Genomic DNA, 14,516 nt, shown 5'->3' on the forward strand with positions numbered 1-14,516 from the left:
GTCGGCGTCGTTGCAGCGCTGCCAGCCCGAACTGGTGGAGCCGCTGTAGTACACGGGTCTTGATCTCGGTCGCGATCGTGCCGCTGGCGATGTGCGTGTACCAGCCGCTCTGATGAACGAGGCCTGGTCCCAGATGTTGCTGATGCCGTAGCAGTAGGTGTACGCCTGAGCCGGCGCGGCGGCCACCGAACAGCAGTGAATCTACAGTGGACGGCGAGTGGCCGACCGGCGAATTACGCGGCGCGAACCGGGTCCGCGGCCATCAGGGCGCCGCACTCGTCGGCGGGCAGCGGCTTGGCCATGAAGAAGCCCTGGCCGTACCGGTAGCCCATGTGCCGCAGCCGGTCCACCTGCTCCTGGCTCTCGATGCCCTCGGCGACCGCCTTGAGCTGCAGGTGCTCGGCCAGCTGGGCAACCGCCGCGGCGACCGCGAGACGGCCCCGGTCGGCGCCGTCGGCGATGCCGTCGACGAACGACTTGTCCAGCTTGAGGACGTCGACGGGGAACGCGCGCAGCAGGCTCAGCGACGACTGGCCGGTGCCGAAGTCGTCCAGGGCCAGGGCGACGCCCATCTCGTGCAGCGCCTGCAGCGTGTCGCGGACCTGCCAGCCGTCGACCACCGACGACTCGGTGACCTCGAGGATCAGGTTGCGCGGGGTCAGCCCGGTGTCGCTGAGCACGGCCGCGACCTCGTCGACGAAGCCGGCCTCGCGCAGCTGGCGGACGGCGACGTTGACGTTGACCGCCTCGATCGCGCCGTCACCATAGGCAGCGTGCCATCGAGCCAGCTGCTCGCAGGCCTCCCGCAGCACCCACGCGCCGAGCGGCACGATCAGGCCGGAGCGCTCGGCGACCGGGATGAACTCGCCCGGCGAGACGAACCCGCGGGTCGGGTGCTGCCAGCGTACGAGAGCCTCGGCGCCGTGCAGGCGGCCGGTGACCAGGTCGAACACGGGCTGGTACTGCAGGCGCAGCTCACCGCGGATGATGCCGTTCTGCAGCTCGCTGGCGAGCCGCGCGTGGTTGACCATGTCCTGGCGCATCCGCGGCTCGAACCGGACCCAGGACGCCTTGCCGGACTCCTTCGCCGCGTACATGGCGATGTCCGCGTTGCGCATGACCTCGTCCGCACTCTCGCCGGTGGCGGCCAGGGCGATACCGGCGCTGGCGTGCACGAGAAGCGTCTGGTCGGCGACCCGGAACGGGTCGGCGAGCGCGAGCAGCAGTCGCGCGGCGGCCGCCTCGGCGGCCTCCGGCTCGTCCACCGGCAGCAGGACGGCGAACTCGTCACCACCGAGCCGGGCCGGCATCTCCCCCGGCTCGCAGCGCTCCCGCAGCCGCTGCGCGACCTGGAAGAGCAGCTGATCACCGGCGGAGGGGCCGAGCGTGTCGTTGATCATCTTGAAGTCGTCGACGTCGATCAGCATCGCGCTGGCCGCGTGGTGCGCGCCGATCCGCTCGGCCAGCACCGCGCCGAAGCGGGCCCGGTTGGGCAGCCCGGTCAGCGAGTCGCTCAGCGCCAGCCGCTCCAGCTCCGCCTGCTGGGCGCGGATGCCGCGCAGCGCGACCGAGTTCTCCCGCAGGCTGAGCAGCTGGCGGGCGACCACGAAGCCGGCGATCAGCACCGCGCCGATGATCACCGTACGCTGCTTGCTGGTCATCTCCTGGGCGCTGACCGTGACCACGAGCCCGGCGGTCGCGGTGACCGCCACGAACGGCAGCAGGTTGAACAGCGACCGGTGGGTGAGCGCTGCCGCCTCGGCGTGCTCGGCGGCGGTCAGCGCCCGCCGCTGCAGGTACGCGCCGAGGCTCATGGCGAACCCGACCAGCGGCAGGGCGAGCGTGGAGAGCGCCAGCCGGCTCCAGTCGTTGCCCGCGATCAGCAGGATGTTGCCGATGATCGCGATGACCGGCGCGATGGTGAGCACGCGCAGCGCGCCCGGGTGCACCATCGACTCCGGCCGGGCCGCCGCCTTGCCGATCACCACGAGCAGCAGGGTGGCGCCGACGCCCACCACGGCCGCGGTGACCCGGCCGCTCAGCGCGGTGCCGGCGGGCGCCAGGTCCAGGACCGCGTACCAGAAGATCAGACCGCTGGCGACCGCCACGGTGCCGGCGTCGAGCATCGCGCGGACCCAGGCGACCGGGGTGCGCTTCGGTGCGGGCAGCGACACGAACGCGAAGAGCAGCAGCAGGACGCCGGCGAACATCGGGACCGCCACCCACAGCGACAGCCCGGTGTTGTTGTTGGCGCGGATAGTGGCGATCACGGAGGAGATGAGCAGGCAGATTCCCGCGCGTTCCATGTGCCGCCAGAACGAGCGGACCGGCCGTGGCAGCTGGACGACCCGGGCGATCCGCTGGCTCGCGAACACACCGGCGGCCATCGCGATCGGGCCGCCGGCGTACCCGAGGTACAGCATCGACGGGTCGGCCAGCAGCCACACGAGAACCGCAACCGTGACGGCGACGGCCACCACCGCGGGCGCGAGCCCGCCGGCACGATGCCGGGTACCGGCGGTCTCAGCTGCGCTCATCGGCTTCGTACGGCTCCTCGCCTGCGGGGATGTATCCCTTGCGGCTTTACCTGTCGGCGGAACCGTGCCGAATCTGAGAAGAACCCGGTCAGCTACCGAGTGCGGCGGACACCACTCCGCGGGCCTCCTCCTGGATCCGGGCCAGGTGATCCGGGCCGTGGAAAGACTCGGCGTAGATCTTGTAGACGTCCTCGGTGCCGGACGGCCGGGCCGCGAACCAGCCGGAACCGGTCACCACCTTGAGGCCACCGATCGCCGCGTTGTTGGCCGGCGCGCTGGTCAGCACGGCCGTGATCGGCTCACCGGCCAGCTCCTTCGCGGTCACCTGCTCCGGCGAGAGCTTGCCGAGAATCGCCTTCTGCTCGCGGGTGGCGGGCGCGTCGATCCGCGCGTAGGCGGGCTCCCCGAAGCGCGCCACCAGGGAGCGGTAGTGCTCGCTCGGCGTCTTCCCCGTCGTCGCGATGATCTCGGAGGCGAGCAGGTCGAGCAGGATGCCGTCCTTGTCGGTGCTCCACACGCTGCCGTCGCGGCGCAGGAAGGAGGCGCCCGCGCTCTCCTCACCGCCGAAGCCGATCGAGGCGTCCAGCAGGCCCGGCACGAACCACTTGAAGCCGACCGGCACCTCGTCGAGGCGGCGGCCCAGGTCCTCGGCAACCCGGTCGATCATCGAGGAGGAGACCAGGGTCTTGCCGATCCCCGCTGTCGACGGCCAGTCGGTGCGGGCCCGGAACAGGTAGCCGATCGCCACCGCCAGGTAGTGGTTCGGGTTCATCAGACCGCCGTCGGGCGTCACGATCCCGTGGCGGTCGGCGTCCGCGTCGTTCCCGGTGGCGATCTGGAAACGGTCCTTTTGTTCAATCAAGGACGCCATAGCGTACGGGGATGAGCAGTCCATCCTGACCTTGCCGTCCCAGTCCAGCGTCATGAACCCGAACCGCGGGTCGACAGCCGGGTTGACCACGGTCAGGTCCAGTCCGTGCCGCTCGGCGATCGCACCCCAGTAGTCCACGCTCGCCCCGCCCAGCGGGTCCGCGCCGATGCGCACCCCGGCACGCCGGATCGCCTCGATGTCGATCACCGAGGGCAGGTCGTCGACGTAGGTGGCCAGATAGTCGTACCCGGAGACGGTCGCCGACTCCCGCGCCCGCGCCGCGCTCACCCGCCGCACGTCCTTGAGCCCACCGGCGATCAGCGCGTTCGCCCGGTCCTGGATCCACCTGGTGGCGTCGGTGTCGGCCGGGCCACCGTTCGGCGGGTTGTACTTGAAGCCGCCGTCGTCCGGCGGGTTGTGCGACGGGGTGACCACCACGCCGTCCGCCTTCTTCGCCGACGAGCGGTTGAACGTCAGGATCGCGTGCGACAGCGCCGGCGTGGGCGTGTATCCGTCCCGGCTGTCGATCAGCACGGTGACGTCGTTGGCGGCGAACACCTCGAGCGCGGTGATCATCGCCGGCTCGCTGAGCGCGTGCGTGTCCCGGCCCAGGAAGAGCGGGCCGGAGACGCCCTGGTCCCGGCGGTACTCCACGATCGCCTGGCTGGTCGCGGCGATGTGATCCTCGTTGAACGCGGAACGCAGGCTGGAACCCCGGTGACCGGACGTGCCGAACGCGACCCGCTGCCCCGCCTGCTCGGGGTCCGGGTGCTCGGTGTAGTAACGCGAGATGACCTTTGGCACGTCGATCAGGTCGGCCGCTTCGGCGGGCCGGCCGGCGCGGGGGTGGACAGACATCAAGGCCTCCTCGGGAGCGTGGACCTGTGCCGAAGCGTATCCAGTTCGCCGCCGCTTGAACCTTTCGCCGCCCACTTCCGAACTACCTGGAGTGACGAGGGTTCGCAACACCGCACTCCTGTTCCTGTTCGTGCTGCTCGGAACGGTGCTGACCCCCGCCTCCCCGGCCTCGGCCCACGCCGCGCCGATCGGCTCCACGCCGGCCGCCGGCAGCGTCATCGGCGCCTCGCCCACCGAGGTCACCGTCACCTTCAGCGAGCCGGTCAGCCCGGTCGCCGGCCGGATCCAGGTCGTCGCTCCGGACGGCGAGCGCGTCTCCGGCAAGGCCACCGTCGAGGGCAACGTCCTGCGCATCCCGGTTCGCCAGGCCGGGCGTCCCCTCGGCACCTACCTGATCAGCTTCCGGGTGATCTCCGCGGACAGCCATCCGGTCGGCGGCGCGATCACGTTCTCGGTCGGCGCTCCGTCAGCGCGGCCCGAGGCCGCGACCTCCACCGGGCCGCACGCATCGGTTGCGGCAGCGGTCCCCACGCTGCGATTTCTTGGGTACGCGGGACTGACGCTGATCACCGGGCCCGCCCTGTTCCTCGCGTTCCTGTGGCCCCGGCGGCGGTCGCGCCGCGGCCCCCTGCTGATGATCCGCGCCGGGATCGTGCTGACCGCGTTCGCCACCGCGGGAGCGCTCGGCACCCAGGCGCAGCAGGGCAGCGGCGCGGCTCTCTGGCAGGTGTCCGCGTCCGAACTCGGTGAGGTGCTGACCAGCCAATTCGGGCTGCTTCTGCTGGCCCGGCTCGCCATTCTGGCGGCGCTGGCCGTGCTGCTCCCGCCGATGCTGCGCGGCTCACGGCGTACCCCTGGCGCTTTTGACGCGGAACGAAAGCCGGCGCCGGACCGCGAGCTGGTGACCGCCGGGGGTTCCGCTCTCACCCTGGTCTCCACCGACGTGGTCGCGGTGCCCGCCCGTCCGGAACCGATCCCCCGCCCGCGCGTCTCGCGCGCCCGCGTCGCCGCCGTCCTCGCGCTCGCGGTCGCCGGCCTGGCCACCTGGCCGATGACCGGCCACGCGATCGCCGCGCCGATGCCCGCCGTCACCGTCACCGTCGGAGTGCTGCACATGGCCGCCATGGCCGTCTGGATCGGCGGGCTGATCACCCTGACCGGATTCCTGCTGCGCGGCACCGACCAGCGCGTCCTCGGCGTGGTCCTCCCGGTCTGGTCCCGGTGGGCGGCCCTCTCCGTGCTCTGGCTCGCCATCGCCGGCGCGGTCCAGTCGGTGGTCCAGCTGGGTTCGGTGCCGGCGCTCTGGCAGACCGGGTACGGCAGGCTGCTCCTCGCCAAGCTCGGCGTCCTGGCCGTGGTCCTGGCGCTCGCGGCCGCCGCCCGCCGCTTCGTGAACACCGCCCGCAACGGTCGCGGGCTGCGCCGCACGGTCGGCATCGAGGTGGTCGCCACGGCGGTCATCCTGGCCATCAGCGCCGTGCTGGTGCAGGTCGACCCGGGCCGCACGGCCGCCGCCAACCAGGCCGCGATCACGAACGACGGGCTGTCGGAGACGCTGAACAGCTCGATCTACACGCTGCAGTTCAACATCTTCCCGGTGCAGGTGGGCGAGTACAACACGGTGCACGCGTTCCTCTACACCCCCGCGGGCGCGCCGCTGCCGGCCGAGGAGTGGGAGGTCTCCACGAAGTTCCTCGACCAGGACCTGGAGGCGGTCCGGGCACCACTGGCCCCGCTCAACCCGGTGCACCACGCGCTCGGTTCGGTGACGTTCCCGCTGCCCGGGACGTACGAAATCGCCTTCACGATCCGGATCAACGAGCTCGACCGGGCCACGGTGAAGACGACGGTGACTGTGCCACTGTCTGGAAAGAGGTGACACGGCGAGGGATTCTGGGCAGAAGGGGTCACCAGTCAAGGAGGTCCCCTCATGCATGTCTCCCTCACCGAGTTCCCGCAAGCCGTCGTGGTCACCGTGCGCGGCAACCTGGACCTGGACAGCGCGCCCGGCCTGGCCACGTGTCTCGACCAGGCGCTGTCCCGCCCCTCGCCATGCGTCGTCGTCGACCTGTCGGGGGTCGAGTTCTGTGACTCGATCGGCCTGAGCACGTTCGTGGTCGGGCACAACCGGGCGCGGGGCGCGGGCGGCTGGTTACGGCTGGCGTCCCCGAACGAGTTCCTCGAACGGCTCCTGGACACGGTCGGGCTGGCCACCCGAATAGGGGTGTATCCGACAGTCGGGGACGCCCTCGCCAATCGCCCCGACGGCGGGACCTGACATTTCGGGCGTCCGCGCCGCCCCGCGCCGCCCCCGCGCCGTCGTGCGCTGTCGTGCCGCCCCCGCTGTCGTGCCGCCCCGCGCTGTCGTGCCGCCCCGCGCCGTCGTGCCGCGCGCGGGTTGCTCAGGGGCGGCGGCTAGTCTCGCCGCGTGCTCATCCTGCTCCCGCCCTCCGAGGGGAAGACGCCGGCTGCCGCTGGTGAACCCGTCGACCCGGCCGCTCTCTGGCTGCCCAAGCTCGCCACCGCCCGGGCCCGGGTGCTCAACCGCCTGATCGCGCTCTGCCGCCGCACCAGCGAGCGCTCGATCGCGGACTCGCTCGCCACCCTGGGCCTCAGCGCCGGCCAGCGGGACGAGATCACCCGCAACGCCGCCCTGGCCACGGCGCCCGCCGCACCGGCCGCTTCGGTGTACACCGGTGTGCTCTATGAGGCGCTCTCCCCGGCCACCCTCGAACCCGCCGCGCGCGACTGGCTCGACCGGACGGCGGTCGTCTTCTCCGGGCTCTGGGGCGTGGTCCGGCTCGGCGACCGGATCCCGGCCTACCGCTGTTCGGTCGGCGTCACCCTCCCCGCGGTCGGCGGCCTGACCGCGCACTGGAAGAAGGCACTCCGGCCGGCCCTCGACGCCGCCACCAAGGGTGTGCCGGTGCTGGACCTGCGCTCGGGCGCCTACGCGGCGATGTGGGCACCGCCGTCACCGGGCGACACCGCCTCCCTGCGGGTCCTCCACGAGCGCGTCGTCGACGGCGTGGCGAGACGTTCCGTGGTCTCCCACTTCAACAAGGCGACAAAGGGCCGCCTGGTCCGCGCGCTCGCCGAGAACCAGGTCACCCCCACCTCGATCGACGACCTCGTGACAGCCCTGCGCGACCTCAAGTTCACCGTCGAGGACTCCCCCGCCGCCCCCGGCCGCCCCCGCCCTCTCGACGTCATAGTCACCGACCTCTGACCACCACCCAGCCGACGCACACTCAACCTTCGCCGCGCGAAGAGCTGCATGGACGCCAGCTCGCGGAAGGGCGGCGGGGCGGAGACACGGGAAAGGGCGGAGCGGGGACGGGGGTGAGGGGACGCCTGGGCGCGTGAGGCGCCGGGCGGCCGCGAGGGTGCAGGTGGTCGCGGGTCTGGAGGAGGCAGAGCGCGAGTCGCGTACCTCTGGAAAAGCGTGAGAAGACCGCTCAGCCGGACCGAAAACGACTACTTCGCGTCGAGGATGTCCACGACGAAGCGGAGGTCGCCCTGCTGGGGGCCGTAAGCGAGGGCGGCCGGGATGTCCAGCTGGATGCGGCTGCCCACCTTCTGGCCCGGAATCGCCTGGTCCCAGCCCTTGATCAGACGGCCGACGCCGATCGGGGTGGAGAACGGCTCCTTGCCCCACGACGAGTCGATCAAATCACCGGTCGCGTACTGGATGACCTTGTAGTTGACCGTGATGGTCTGACCGCTCTTGACCTTCGGGCCCGTTCCCGGCACCAGCTCGGTGATCGCGATCTTGCTGACCGCGCCCTCGCCGGCCTTGACCTCGGGCTCCTGGGAGAGCGGATCCCCGGACGCGGCCGAGGGAGCGGCGGACGGTGCAGCGGCGTTGGGGGCATCGGTGGAGGGGGCGGCGGGCTTGGCGGCCGAGGCGGCGGAGGGTGCGGCCGGCTCGGTGTCGTCGTTCGCGCGGACCAGGAAGAACGTCACGGTGAGTGCCACGAAGACCAGCACGCCGGTGAGCACGCCGGCGACGGCCTGGCCGCGGCGCTTGCTGTTCGAGCCGGTCTGGTCACTCATCGCGGAAACCCCTGTCGCTGTCTGTCGGAAACTCCGGACACGGTACTCGGCATCGGGCATCGCGCTACGAACAACCTCCCCCGAATCGCTGATGGGGATGATCACCCGTAAGTCCCCGACCGGCCACCCCCTCTTCTCAGTCGGCGGACAAGATGAGATCGTTTCATGGCCTTGCGGCCGTAAAGCCGCGGGCGCCCCCCGAGAACTTGAGACCGATCTGGAGGGTCCGCGTGCCCGATCAGCCGCCCGGGTCTGGTCACACACGGCGTTCCGAGCTGGTGCCGTACCGCAGGGCCGGACTGCCCGCGCGGCGCCGGTCCGCGCCTTCCGTGCTGCTCGAACGCGGCTGGGACCGCTGGCAGGAGCATCTCGCGCCGGCCGCGGTGATCCTGCTGGGTGTGCTCGCGGTGATCTCGTTCGGCCTGGTCGTCCGCGCCCGCACCAGCGAGCCGGACCCCTCGGTGGCCAACCTGCCCGTGGCACCGACGGCCGCGCAGGTGCCGATCCCGCTGCCGAGTGCGAGCCCGTCGCCGACCGTCCGCCCGGTCAACTCGATCACGTTCGAACGCGGATCGGTCCCCGAGGTGGTAGATCTGCCGGCGGAGGGTAGTTCTGACTGGGTGCACTGGGGTGAGCAGGGAAAATACGCACTCGAACGCAAAACCGACGGCGGTTTCGCGATCCTCGAGGGCACGCCGGACGACCCGCGTACGCGAGACGACTCCAGCCCCGAACGCTACCGCTGGAGCGGCGGCAGCCCACTGGCCGACGCCAAGGGCGTGACCAGCGGCATCCGGCTGTGCGGCGAGGGTGACGGCTTCACGCTGAACGCACCGGCCGGGACGGTCGGCAGCACGCTCAAGCTGTTCGTCGGTGTCGGAGCCGGTCAGGGCCTGCTTCAGTTGCGCCTGTCCACCGGCGGGGACGTCGTGACCGACCGCATCACCGAGCGTGGCAGCGGAATCACGACGGCTTCCTACACCGTGAACTACCGCGCCACCGGTACTGGCAAGATCTCGGTCAAGTGGATCACCGAGGAGTCGTACGGCGGGGCTTGCGGCGGGGTCGTCCTGTACGCCGCCACGCTGAGCTGAACTGCGTAAAACCCTAGGAAGGGGCGTCTGTGTTTTCGGGCTGGGGATCGCGGGTCGCACGGCTCCGATGGTCGGTGCTGACCGTCGCGCTCGTCGCGGTGATCAGCGCCGGGGTGTGGGGCTTCGGCGTGTTCGATCGGCTCTCGGAGGGCGGGTACAACGACCCGAACAGTGAGAGCGCGCGGGCGGCTGATGTGGTCGCGACGGCCCTGGGGGGCCAGAGCGGTGACGTCATCGCGATCTACACACCCGACCAGGGGACCATCGACGACGCCGCGCTGACCAAGCGGATCCGGGAGCGGCTCGACGCGCTGCCCGAGTCGGCGGTCACCGCGCACAGCTCGTACTGGGACAAAAAAGCCGCACGCCTGGCAGCCGAGGACAAGTCGAGCGCGGTCGCGGTGATCACCCTGGCCGGCGGCGACGACGCCGAGAAGATGGAAGCGTACGGGGAGATCGCCGACTCCTTCACGGTCCCCGGCGCCCACGTGCAGCTGGCCGGTGGCGTTCCCCTGGGACACGCCTCGTCCGCCCGCTCCACCGACGATCTGGCGTTCGCCGAGCTGATCTCGCTGCCGATCGTGCTGATACTGCTCCTGCTCATCTTCGGCTCGCTGGTGGCGGCGTCGCTCCCGGTGCTGGTCGGTGGCTGCGCGGTGCTCGGTGCGCTCGGCGTCCTGAACGCGGTCGCGCTGTCGCACGAGGTCAACTCGTTCGCGGTCAACGTGGCGAGCCTGCTCGGTCTGGGCATGGCGATCGACTACGGCCTGTTCATGGTGGGGCGGTTCCGGGAGGAGCAGCTGCACCACCCCACGGCTGAGGCGGTCCGGCGGACGGTGGCTACGGCTGGGCGTACGGTCGTCTTCTCGGCCACGCTCCTGATGACCGCGCTCGCCGGGTTGCTGCTGTTCCCGCAGGGGTTCCTGAAGTCGCTGGCTTACGGTGGTCTCGCGGCTGTCTTCCTGGCGATGCTGCTCTCGTTGACGCTGCTGCCCGCGATCCTGGCGATCCTGGGCCCGAAGGTCGACAAGATCCCGATCCGGCTGCCCTCCCGCCGCCGCAGTTCCGATATTTCCGAAAAATCGGGTTGGGAGCGGCTTGCGGGATTTGTTCTTCGTCGTCCGGTCGTCGTGGCCGTCCCGATCCTGGCGGTCCTCGTCCTCCTCGCGTTCCCGATCACGGACGCCCGCTTCGGCGAGAACGACGAGCGCGTCCTGCCCGCCGGTGACCCGTCCCGCGTGGCGATCGAGACCCTGAAGGCGGATTATCCGCAGTTCAGCACGGACGGTGTGCAGGTCGTCGTCCGCGGCACCAACGGCAAACGGCCGGACGTGAAGGCGTTCACCGAGGCCGCCGGCAAGATCGACGGCGTCACCCAGGTGGCGGCGTCCGGCACCAGCAAGGACGTGGTCGTCCTCAACGCCGCGCTGCGGACCGGCGACGAGTTCAGCGCCGAGGCCCGCGATGTCGTCGAGTCGTTGCGTGCTCTTCCCGTACCCAAGAACGCCGAAGTCCTCGTCGGCGGCGCCACCGCACGCAACGTGGACAGCCTCGAGGCCACCGCCGCGAAACTCCCTCTGATGATCGCGATGCTGGCCGGCGCCACGCTCATCCTGATGTTCCTGGCGTTCGGCTCCGTCCTGCTGCCGATCAAGGCCGTACTGATGAGCGCCCTGAGCCTCTGCGCGACCTTCGGCATCCTGGTCTGGATCTTCCAGGACGGCCACGGCGCCGGCCTGCTCAACGTGACGCCCGCACCGCTGGAAGCCGGCATCGTCGTCCTCATGGCCGCCGTGGTCTTCGGCCTCTCCACCGACTACGAGGTCTTCCTGCTGTCCCGCATGGTCGAGGCCCGCACGAAGGGCGCCTCCACCGTCCAGGCCGTCACGATCGGCCTCACCCGCACCGGCCGCGTCATCAGCGCCGCCGCCCTCCTCCTCATCGTCGTGACCGGCGCCTTCGCCCTCTCCTCGGTCACCACGATGCGCTTCGTCGGCGTCGGCATGATCATCGCTCTGGTGCTGGACGCCACGGTGGTCCGGATGCTCCTGGTACCCGCCGTCCTGGCCCTCCTCGGCGACGCCGCATGGTGGGCACCGGGCCCGCTGCGGCGCCTCCAGGAACGGGCCGGCCTCTCCGAACACGCGGGCGAGGAGGAGGCGGGCGGCCGCCACTCGATCGACTCGACCGCCGTGATCACGGGGACGTGGGCTCTCCCGGCCGGGACGCCGGCGGCGGCCCTTCCGTCGGGGTCGGTGTCCGAGACCGTCGTGCTGGATTACAACGCGGTGCTCGACTACCTGGCCGAGAAGGAGCAGGCGTCGGCCGGGCTGGGTGGGCTAGCTCCAGGCGAGGTGACGGCAAGGCTGCCATTAATGCGCAAGGGTACGGAAGAAGCACCCCTCCCCGCACCGGATCCGAACTCGACACAGGTCCCGGCGGACTCACCTGATTCGCCGGACGCACTCATTTCTCCGGACGCACTGCTTTCCCCGGACACGTCCAACACGTCCAACACGTCCGACACACTCAACACGGTCAACACGGTCAACACGGTCAACACGTCCGGCACGGTCAACACACTCAACACGTCCGACACGGTCAACACGTCCGGCACGGTCAACACGTCCGGCACAGTCAACACGTCCGGCACAGTCAATACGTCCGGCACAGTCAACACGTCCGACACGGTCAACACGTCCGACACGGTCAACACGTCCGACACGGTCAACACGTCCGACACGGTCAACTCCGGCACCTCCGAGGCTCGCAGCGTGCTCGACTCCCTCGACTCGTCGGACTCCGTTCAGTCCCTTGATTTCCGCGACGCCCTCGAGTCCCGCGACGCCTTCGAGTCCCTCGACGAGCCCGTTTCGGCGGTGCCGGACTCCGAGGTCTCGGCCTCCCCGTTCCCCGAAGCCGAATCCCTCACCGAGTCCACCCCTCAGGCCGACGCCCTCGAAGCCCTCCCGGCGTCGCTCAACGAGCCGATCTCCCCCGAGCTCACCGAGCCAAGCGAGGAAGTCCAACCGATCCTCGCCGAGGTAGAACTCCAAATCGCCGCAGCCGCCGAACCCGCCCCGATCCTCGCCGAGGTAGAGGCCCAGATGGCAGCCACAACCGACCCCGACCCCACCGACACCCCAGACTCCACGCAGTCGGCGGACGCCCCGGAACCCACCCCCGTCACGGACGCAACAGAACCCACCCCCGCCGTGTCCGAATCTGACCTGGCGCCCACCGCAGAAGCCCCACCCACCCAGACCGAAACCGACCACCCCACCACCACCGAGCCTGAGCCCGAATCCCACCCCGAGCTCGACCTCGAATCCCAGAACGAGCTCGAGTCCCAGCCCGCGTTCGAATCCCGGCCCGCGTTCGAATCCCAGCCCGCGTTCGAATCCCAGCCCGCGTTCGAATCCCAGCCCGAGGCCCAGCCCGAGTTCGAGGTCGAGCCGGAGATCGAGGTCGAGCCGGAGATCGAGGTCGAGCCTGAGTTCACCTCTGAGGCGGCATCCGCGGAGCAGCTCTCCCCGGAGCCGGCATTCTCAGACTTCACCGAAGCCGACCCGAACGCTGAGACCGACCCGGACCCCGAGGTCGGCTCGGCCGACGAAGCTGTCGGCATCCCCGAAGAGTCCTGGTTCACCACTCCGCAGGCCCCGTGGCAGCAGGCGACGCCGATGCCCGAGGCGGTACTCCCCTACCCGATCCCCGAACGCGCCCCCGGCTACCGCCCGGAGACCCTCGGCGATTGGCTGGGCACCGCTTCCACCACCCCGGTCTCCCCCGCCCAAGCCCCGAACCGCCCCCGAACCCTCGACGACTGGCTGACTACCTCCGGCCCCGAGTCCAAGCGACCAGCGCACCTCGACCCCCTCGACGAGAAGCCGGAACCGCCCGCAGACCTCGAGTCACTCCCAGCCGAACCCGAAACAGCCGAGCCGGTTGCAGCCGAACCGGAAACAGCCGACACATTGGCAGCCAAGCCAGTGTCGGCCGAACCGGTCGCGGCCGAGCCCGTAGCAGCCGAACCGGTCGCGGTCGAACCGGTGTCGGCCGAACCGGTCGCAGCCGAGCCCGTCGCGACCGAGCCAGTCGCAGCCGAGCCGGAAGCAACGGAGCCCGTGGCAGCCGACTCCGAAGCACCCGAGCAGGCACCGGCGGCGCTGAAAGCGGCGGAGCCAGAAGCGGCGAAGCCGGAGGCAGCGGAGCCGGAAGCAGCCGAGCCGGCACCACACGCCATCGAAGCGATCACCGAGGTGACCGCTAGCGAGGTGACGGCAAGCGCGGCGACGGACGACGAAGCGGTCTCCGACGACAGTGAGCCCGCAACCAGCCCAACCTCCGAAACCACCCCCGCCGAGCCGGACGACGAGCCTGCCCCCGAACGTGGCCGGGCCCGCGGTGTCGCACCCGTCAGTTCGGGCGCATCCCCTTATATCCGTCGCCCGCAAACCCTCGACGAGTGGCTCAGCGGCGGACCCGCCACCCCCCAGCGCCCGCAAAGCTTGGAGGACGCCCCCGTCTCCGCCGCTCCCGCCCCCGGGATCCGGCGCCCGAAGACGCTGGACGACTGGCTGAGCGGAGCTACCCCCGAACACCAGGCGAACCGCCCGGCCACCCTCGCCGACGACCCCGACCAGGGACGGACCCGGCGCACCGGCAACGGCCGCTCCCAGTCATGGAACAGTGGGACGGCCGAGAATCCGCACGTGCACCCCTACGATCGGCCCAGCCGGCGCCCCGCGTCGCTGGCCGACCACCCAGGGCCCGCGAACAAGCCCAACCGCCGGCCGGCCGGCGAACCAGACCCCGACCCCGCCCCGCAGCCGTAAGCCCCACGCCGGCGCAGGACAAAGCCCGGATCAGGAAAGCCCGGAGCAGGACAAAGCCCGGATCAGGACAAAGCCCGGCGCAGGACAAACCCGGCGCCGGCCCAAAAGCCCACAGACCAGACAAATAGCAGCGCCGGCCAACCGCAACGCCAAGGGCACCCGGCCAAGCTGTCCACAAACCGGACCAGCCAAGCGGCACCCCGGTTTCACCGCCCCGTCCCAAGGGTGACCCATGCCCCTTGCCGACGGGCAGCCGCGGCCG

Annotated in this window: 8 protein-coding genes; 5 read left to right on the forward strand and 3 right to left on the reverse strand. The window is 70.7% G+C overall.

The genetic code is table 11. The features are described from left to right. Window positions 1–233: 233 nt before the first annotated feature. Together AB0M02_RS37830 and pgm are read right to left on the reverse strand one after the other, a co-directional pair. Entirely contained in the window at window positions 234–2,537 is a 2,304-nt protein-coding gene (locus tag AB0M02_RS37830) for an EAL domain-containing protein (protein WP_364236145.1), read from the reverse strand. Window positions 2,538–2,625: 88 nt separating this feature from the next. Beyond that, window positions 2,626–4,266: a phosphoglucomutase (alpha-D-glucose-1,6-bisphosphate-dependent) gene (gene pgm / locus AB0M02_RS37835; protein WP_364236148.1), complete on the reverse strand. Its 1,641-nt coding sequence runs from the start codon at window positions 4,264–4,266 to the stop codon at window positions 2,626–2,628. A 91-nt stretch (window positions 4,267–4,357) separates the two neighbouring features. Here pgm and AB0M02_RS37840 point away from each other — a divergent pair, with 91 nt between their 5' ends. The 3 genes from AB0M02_RS37840 (at window position 4,358) to yaaA (ending at window position 7,495) form a co-directional block, all read left to right on the forward strand. Beyond that, entirely contained in the window at window positions 4,358–6,145 is a 1,788-nt protein-coding gene (locus AB0M02_RS37840; protein WP_364236150.1) for a copper resistance protein CopC, read from the forward strand. Between the two features lie 51 nt (window positions 6,146–6,196). Continuing rightward, window positions 6,197–6,544: an STAS domain-containing protein gene (locus AB0M02_RS37845; RefSeq protein ID WP_364236153.1), complete on the forward strand. Its 348-nt coding sequence runs from the start codon at window positions 6,197–6,199 to the stop codon at window positions 6,542–6,544. A 150-nt stretch (window positions 6,545–6,694) separates the two neighbouring features. Further along, entirely contained in the window at window positions 6,695–7,495 is an 801-nt protein-coding gene (gene yaaA, locus AB0M02_RS37850) for a peroxide stress protein YaaA (protein WP_364236156.1), read from the forward strand. Between the two features lie 248 nt (window positions 7,496–7,743). On the opposite strand, the gene AB0M02_RS37855 is transcribed toward yaaA, so the two are convergent. After that, window positions 7,744–8,322, reverse strand: a complete 579-nt coding sequence (locus tag AB0M02_RS37855) for an FKBP-type peptidyl-prolyl cis-trans isomerase (RefSeq protein ID WP_364236158.1) — start codon at window positions 8,320–8,322, stop codon at window positions 7,744–7,746. Between the two features lie 278 nt (window positions 8,323–8,600). Here AB0M02_RS37855 and AB0M02_RS37860 point away from each other — a divergent pair, with 278 nt between their 5' ends. Both AB0M02_RS37860 and AB0M02_RS37865 read left to right on the forward strand, forming a co-directional pair. Continuing rightward, window positions 8,601–9,416, forward strand: coding sequence for a hypothetical protein (locus AB0M02_RS37860; protein ID WP_364236160.1), 816 nt, complete (start codon window positions 8,601–8,603; stop codon window positions 9,414–9,416). A gap of 29 nt (window positions 9,417–9,445) precedes the next feature. Then, window positions 9,446–14,254, forward strand: a complete 4,809-nt coding sequence (locus tag AB0M02_RS37865; protein ID WP_364236162.1) for an MMPL family transporter — start codon at window positions 9,446–9,448, stop codon at window positions 14,252–14,254. Window positions 14,255–14,516: the final 262 nt, after the last annotated feature.

The sequence above is a fragment of the Actinoplanes sp. NPDC051861 genome, assembly GCF_040681145.1.
Classification (GTDB): domain Bacteria; phylum Actinomycetota; class Actinomycetes; order Mycobacteriales; family Micromonosporaceae; genus Actinoplanes.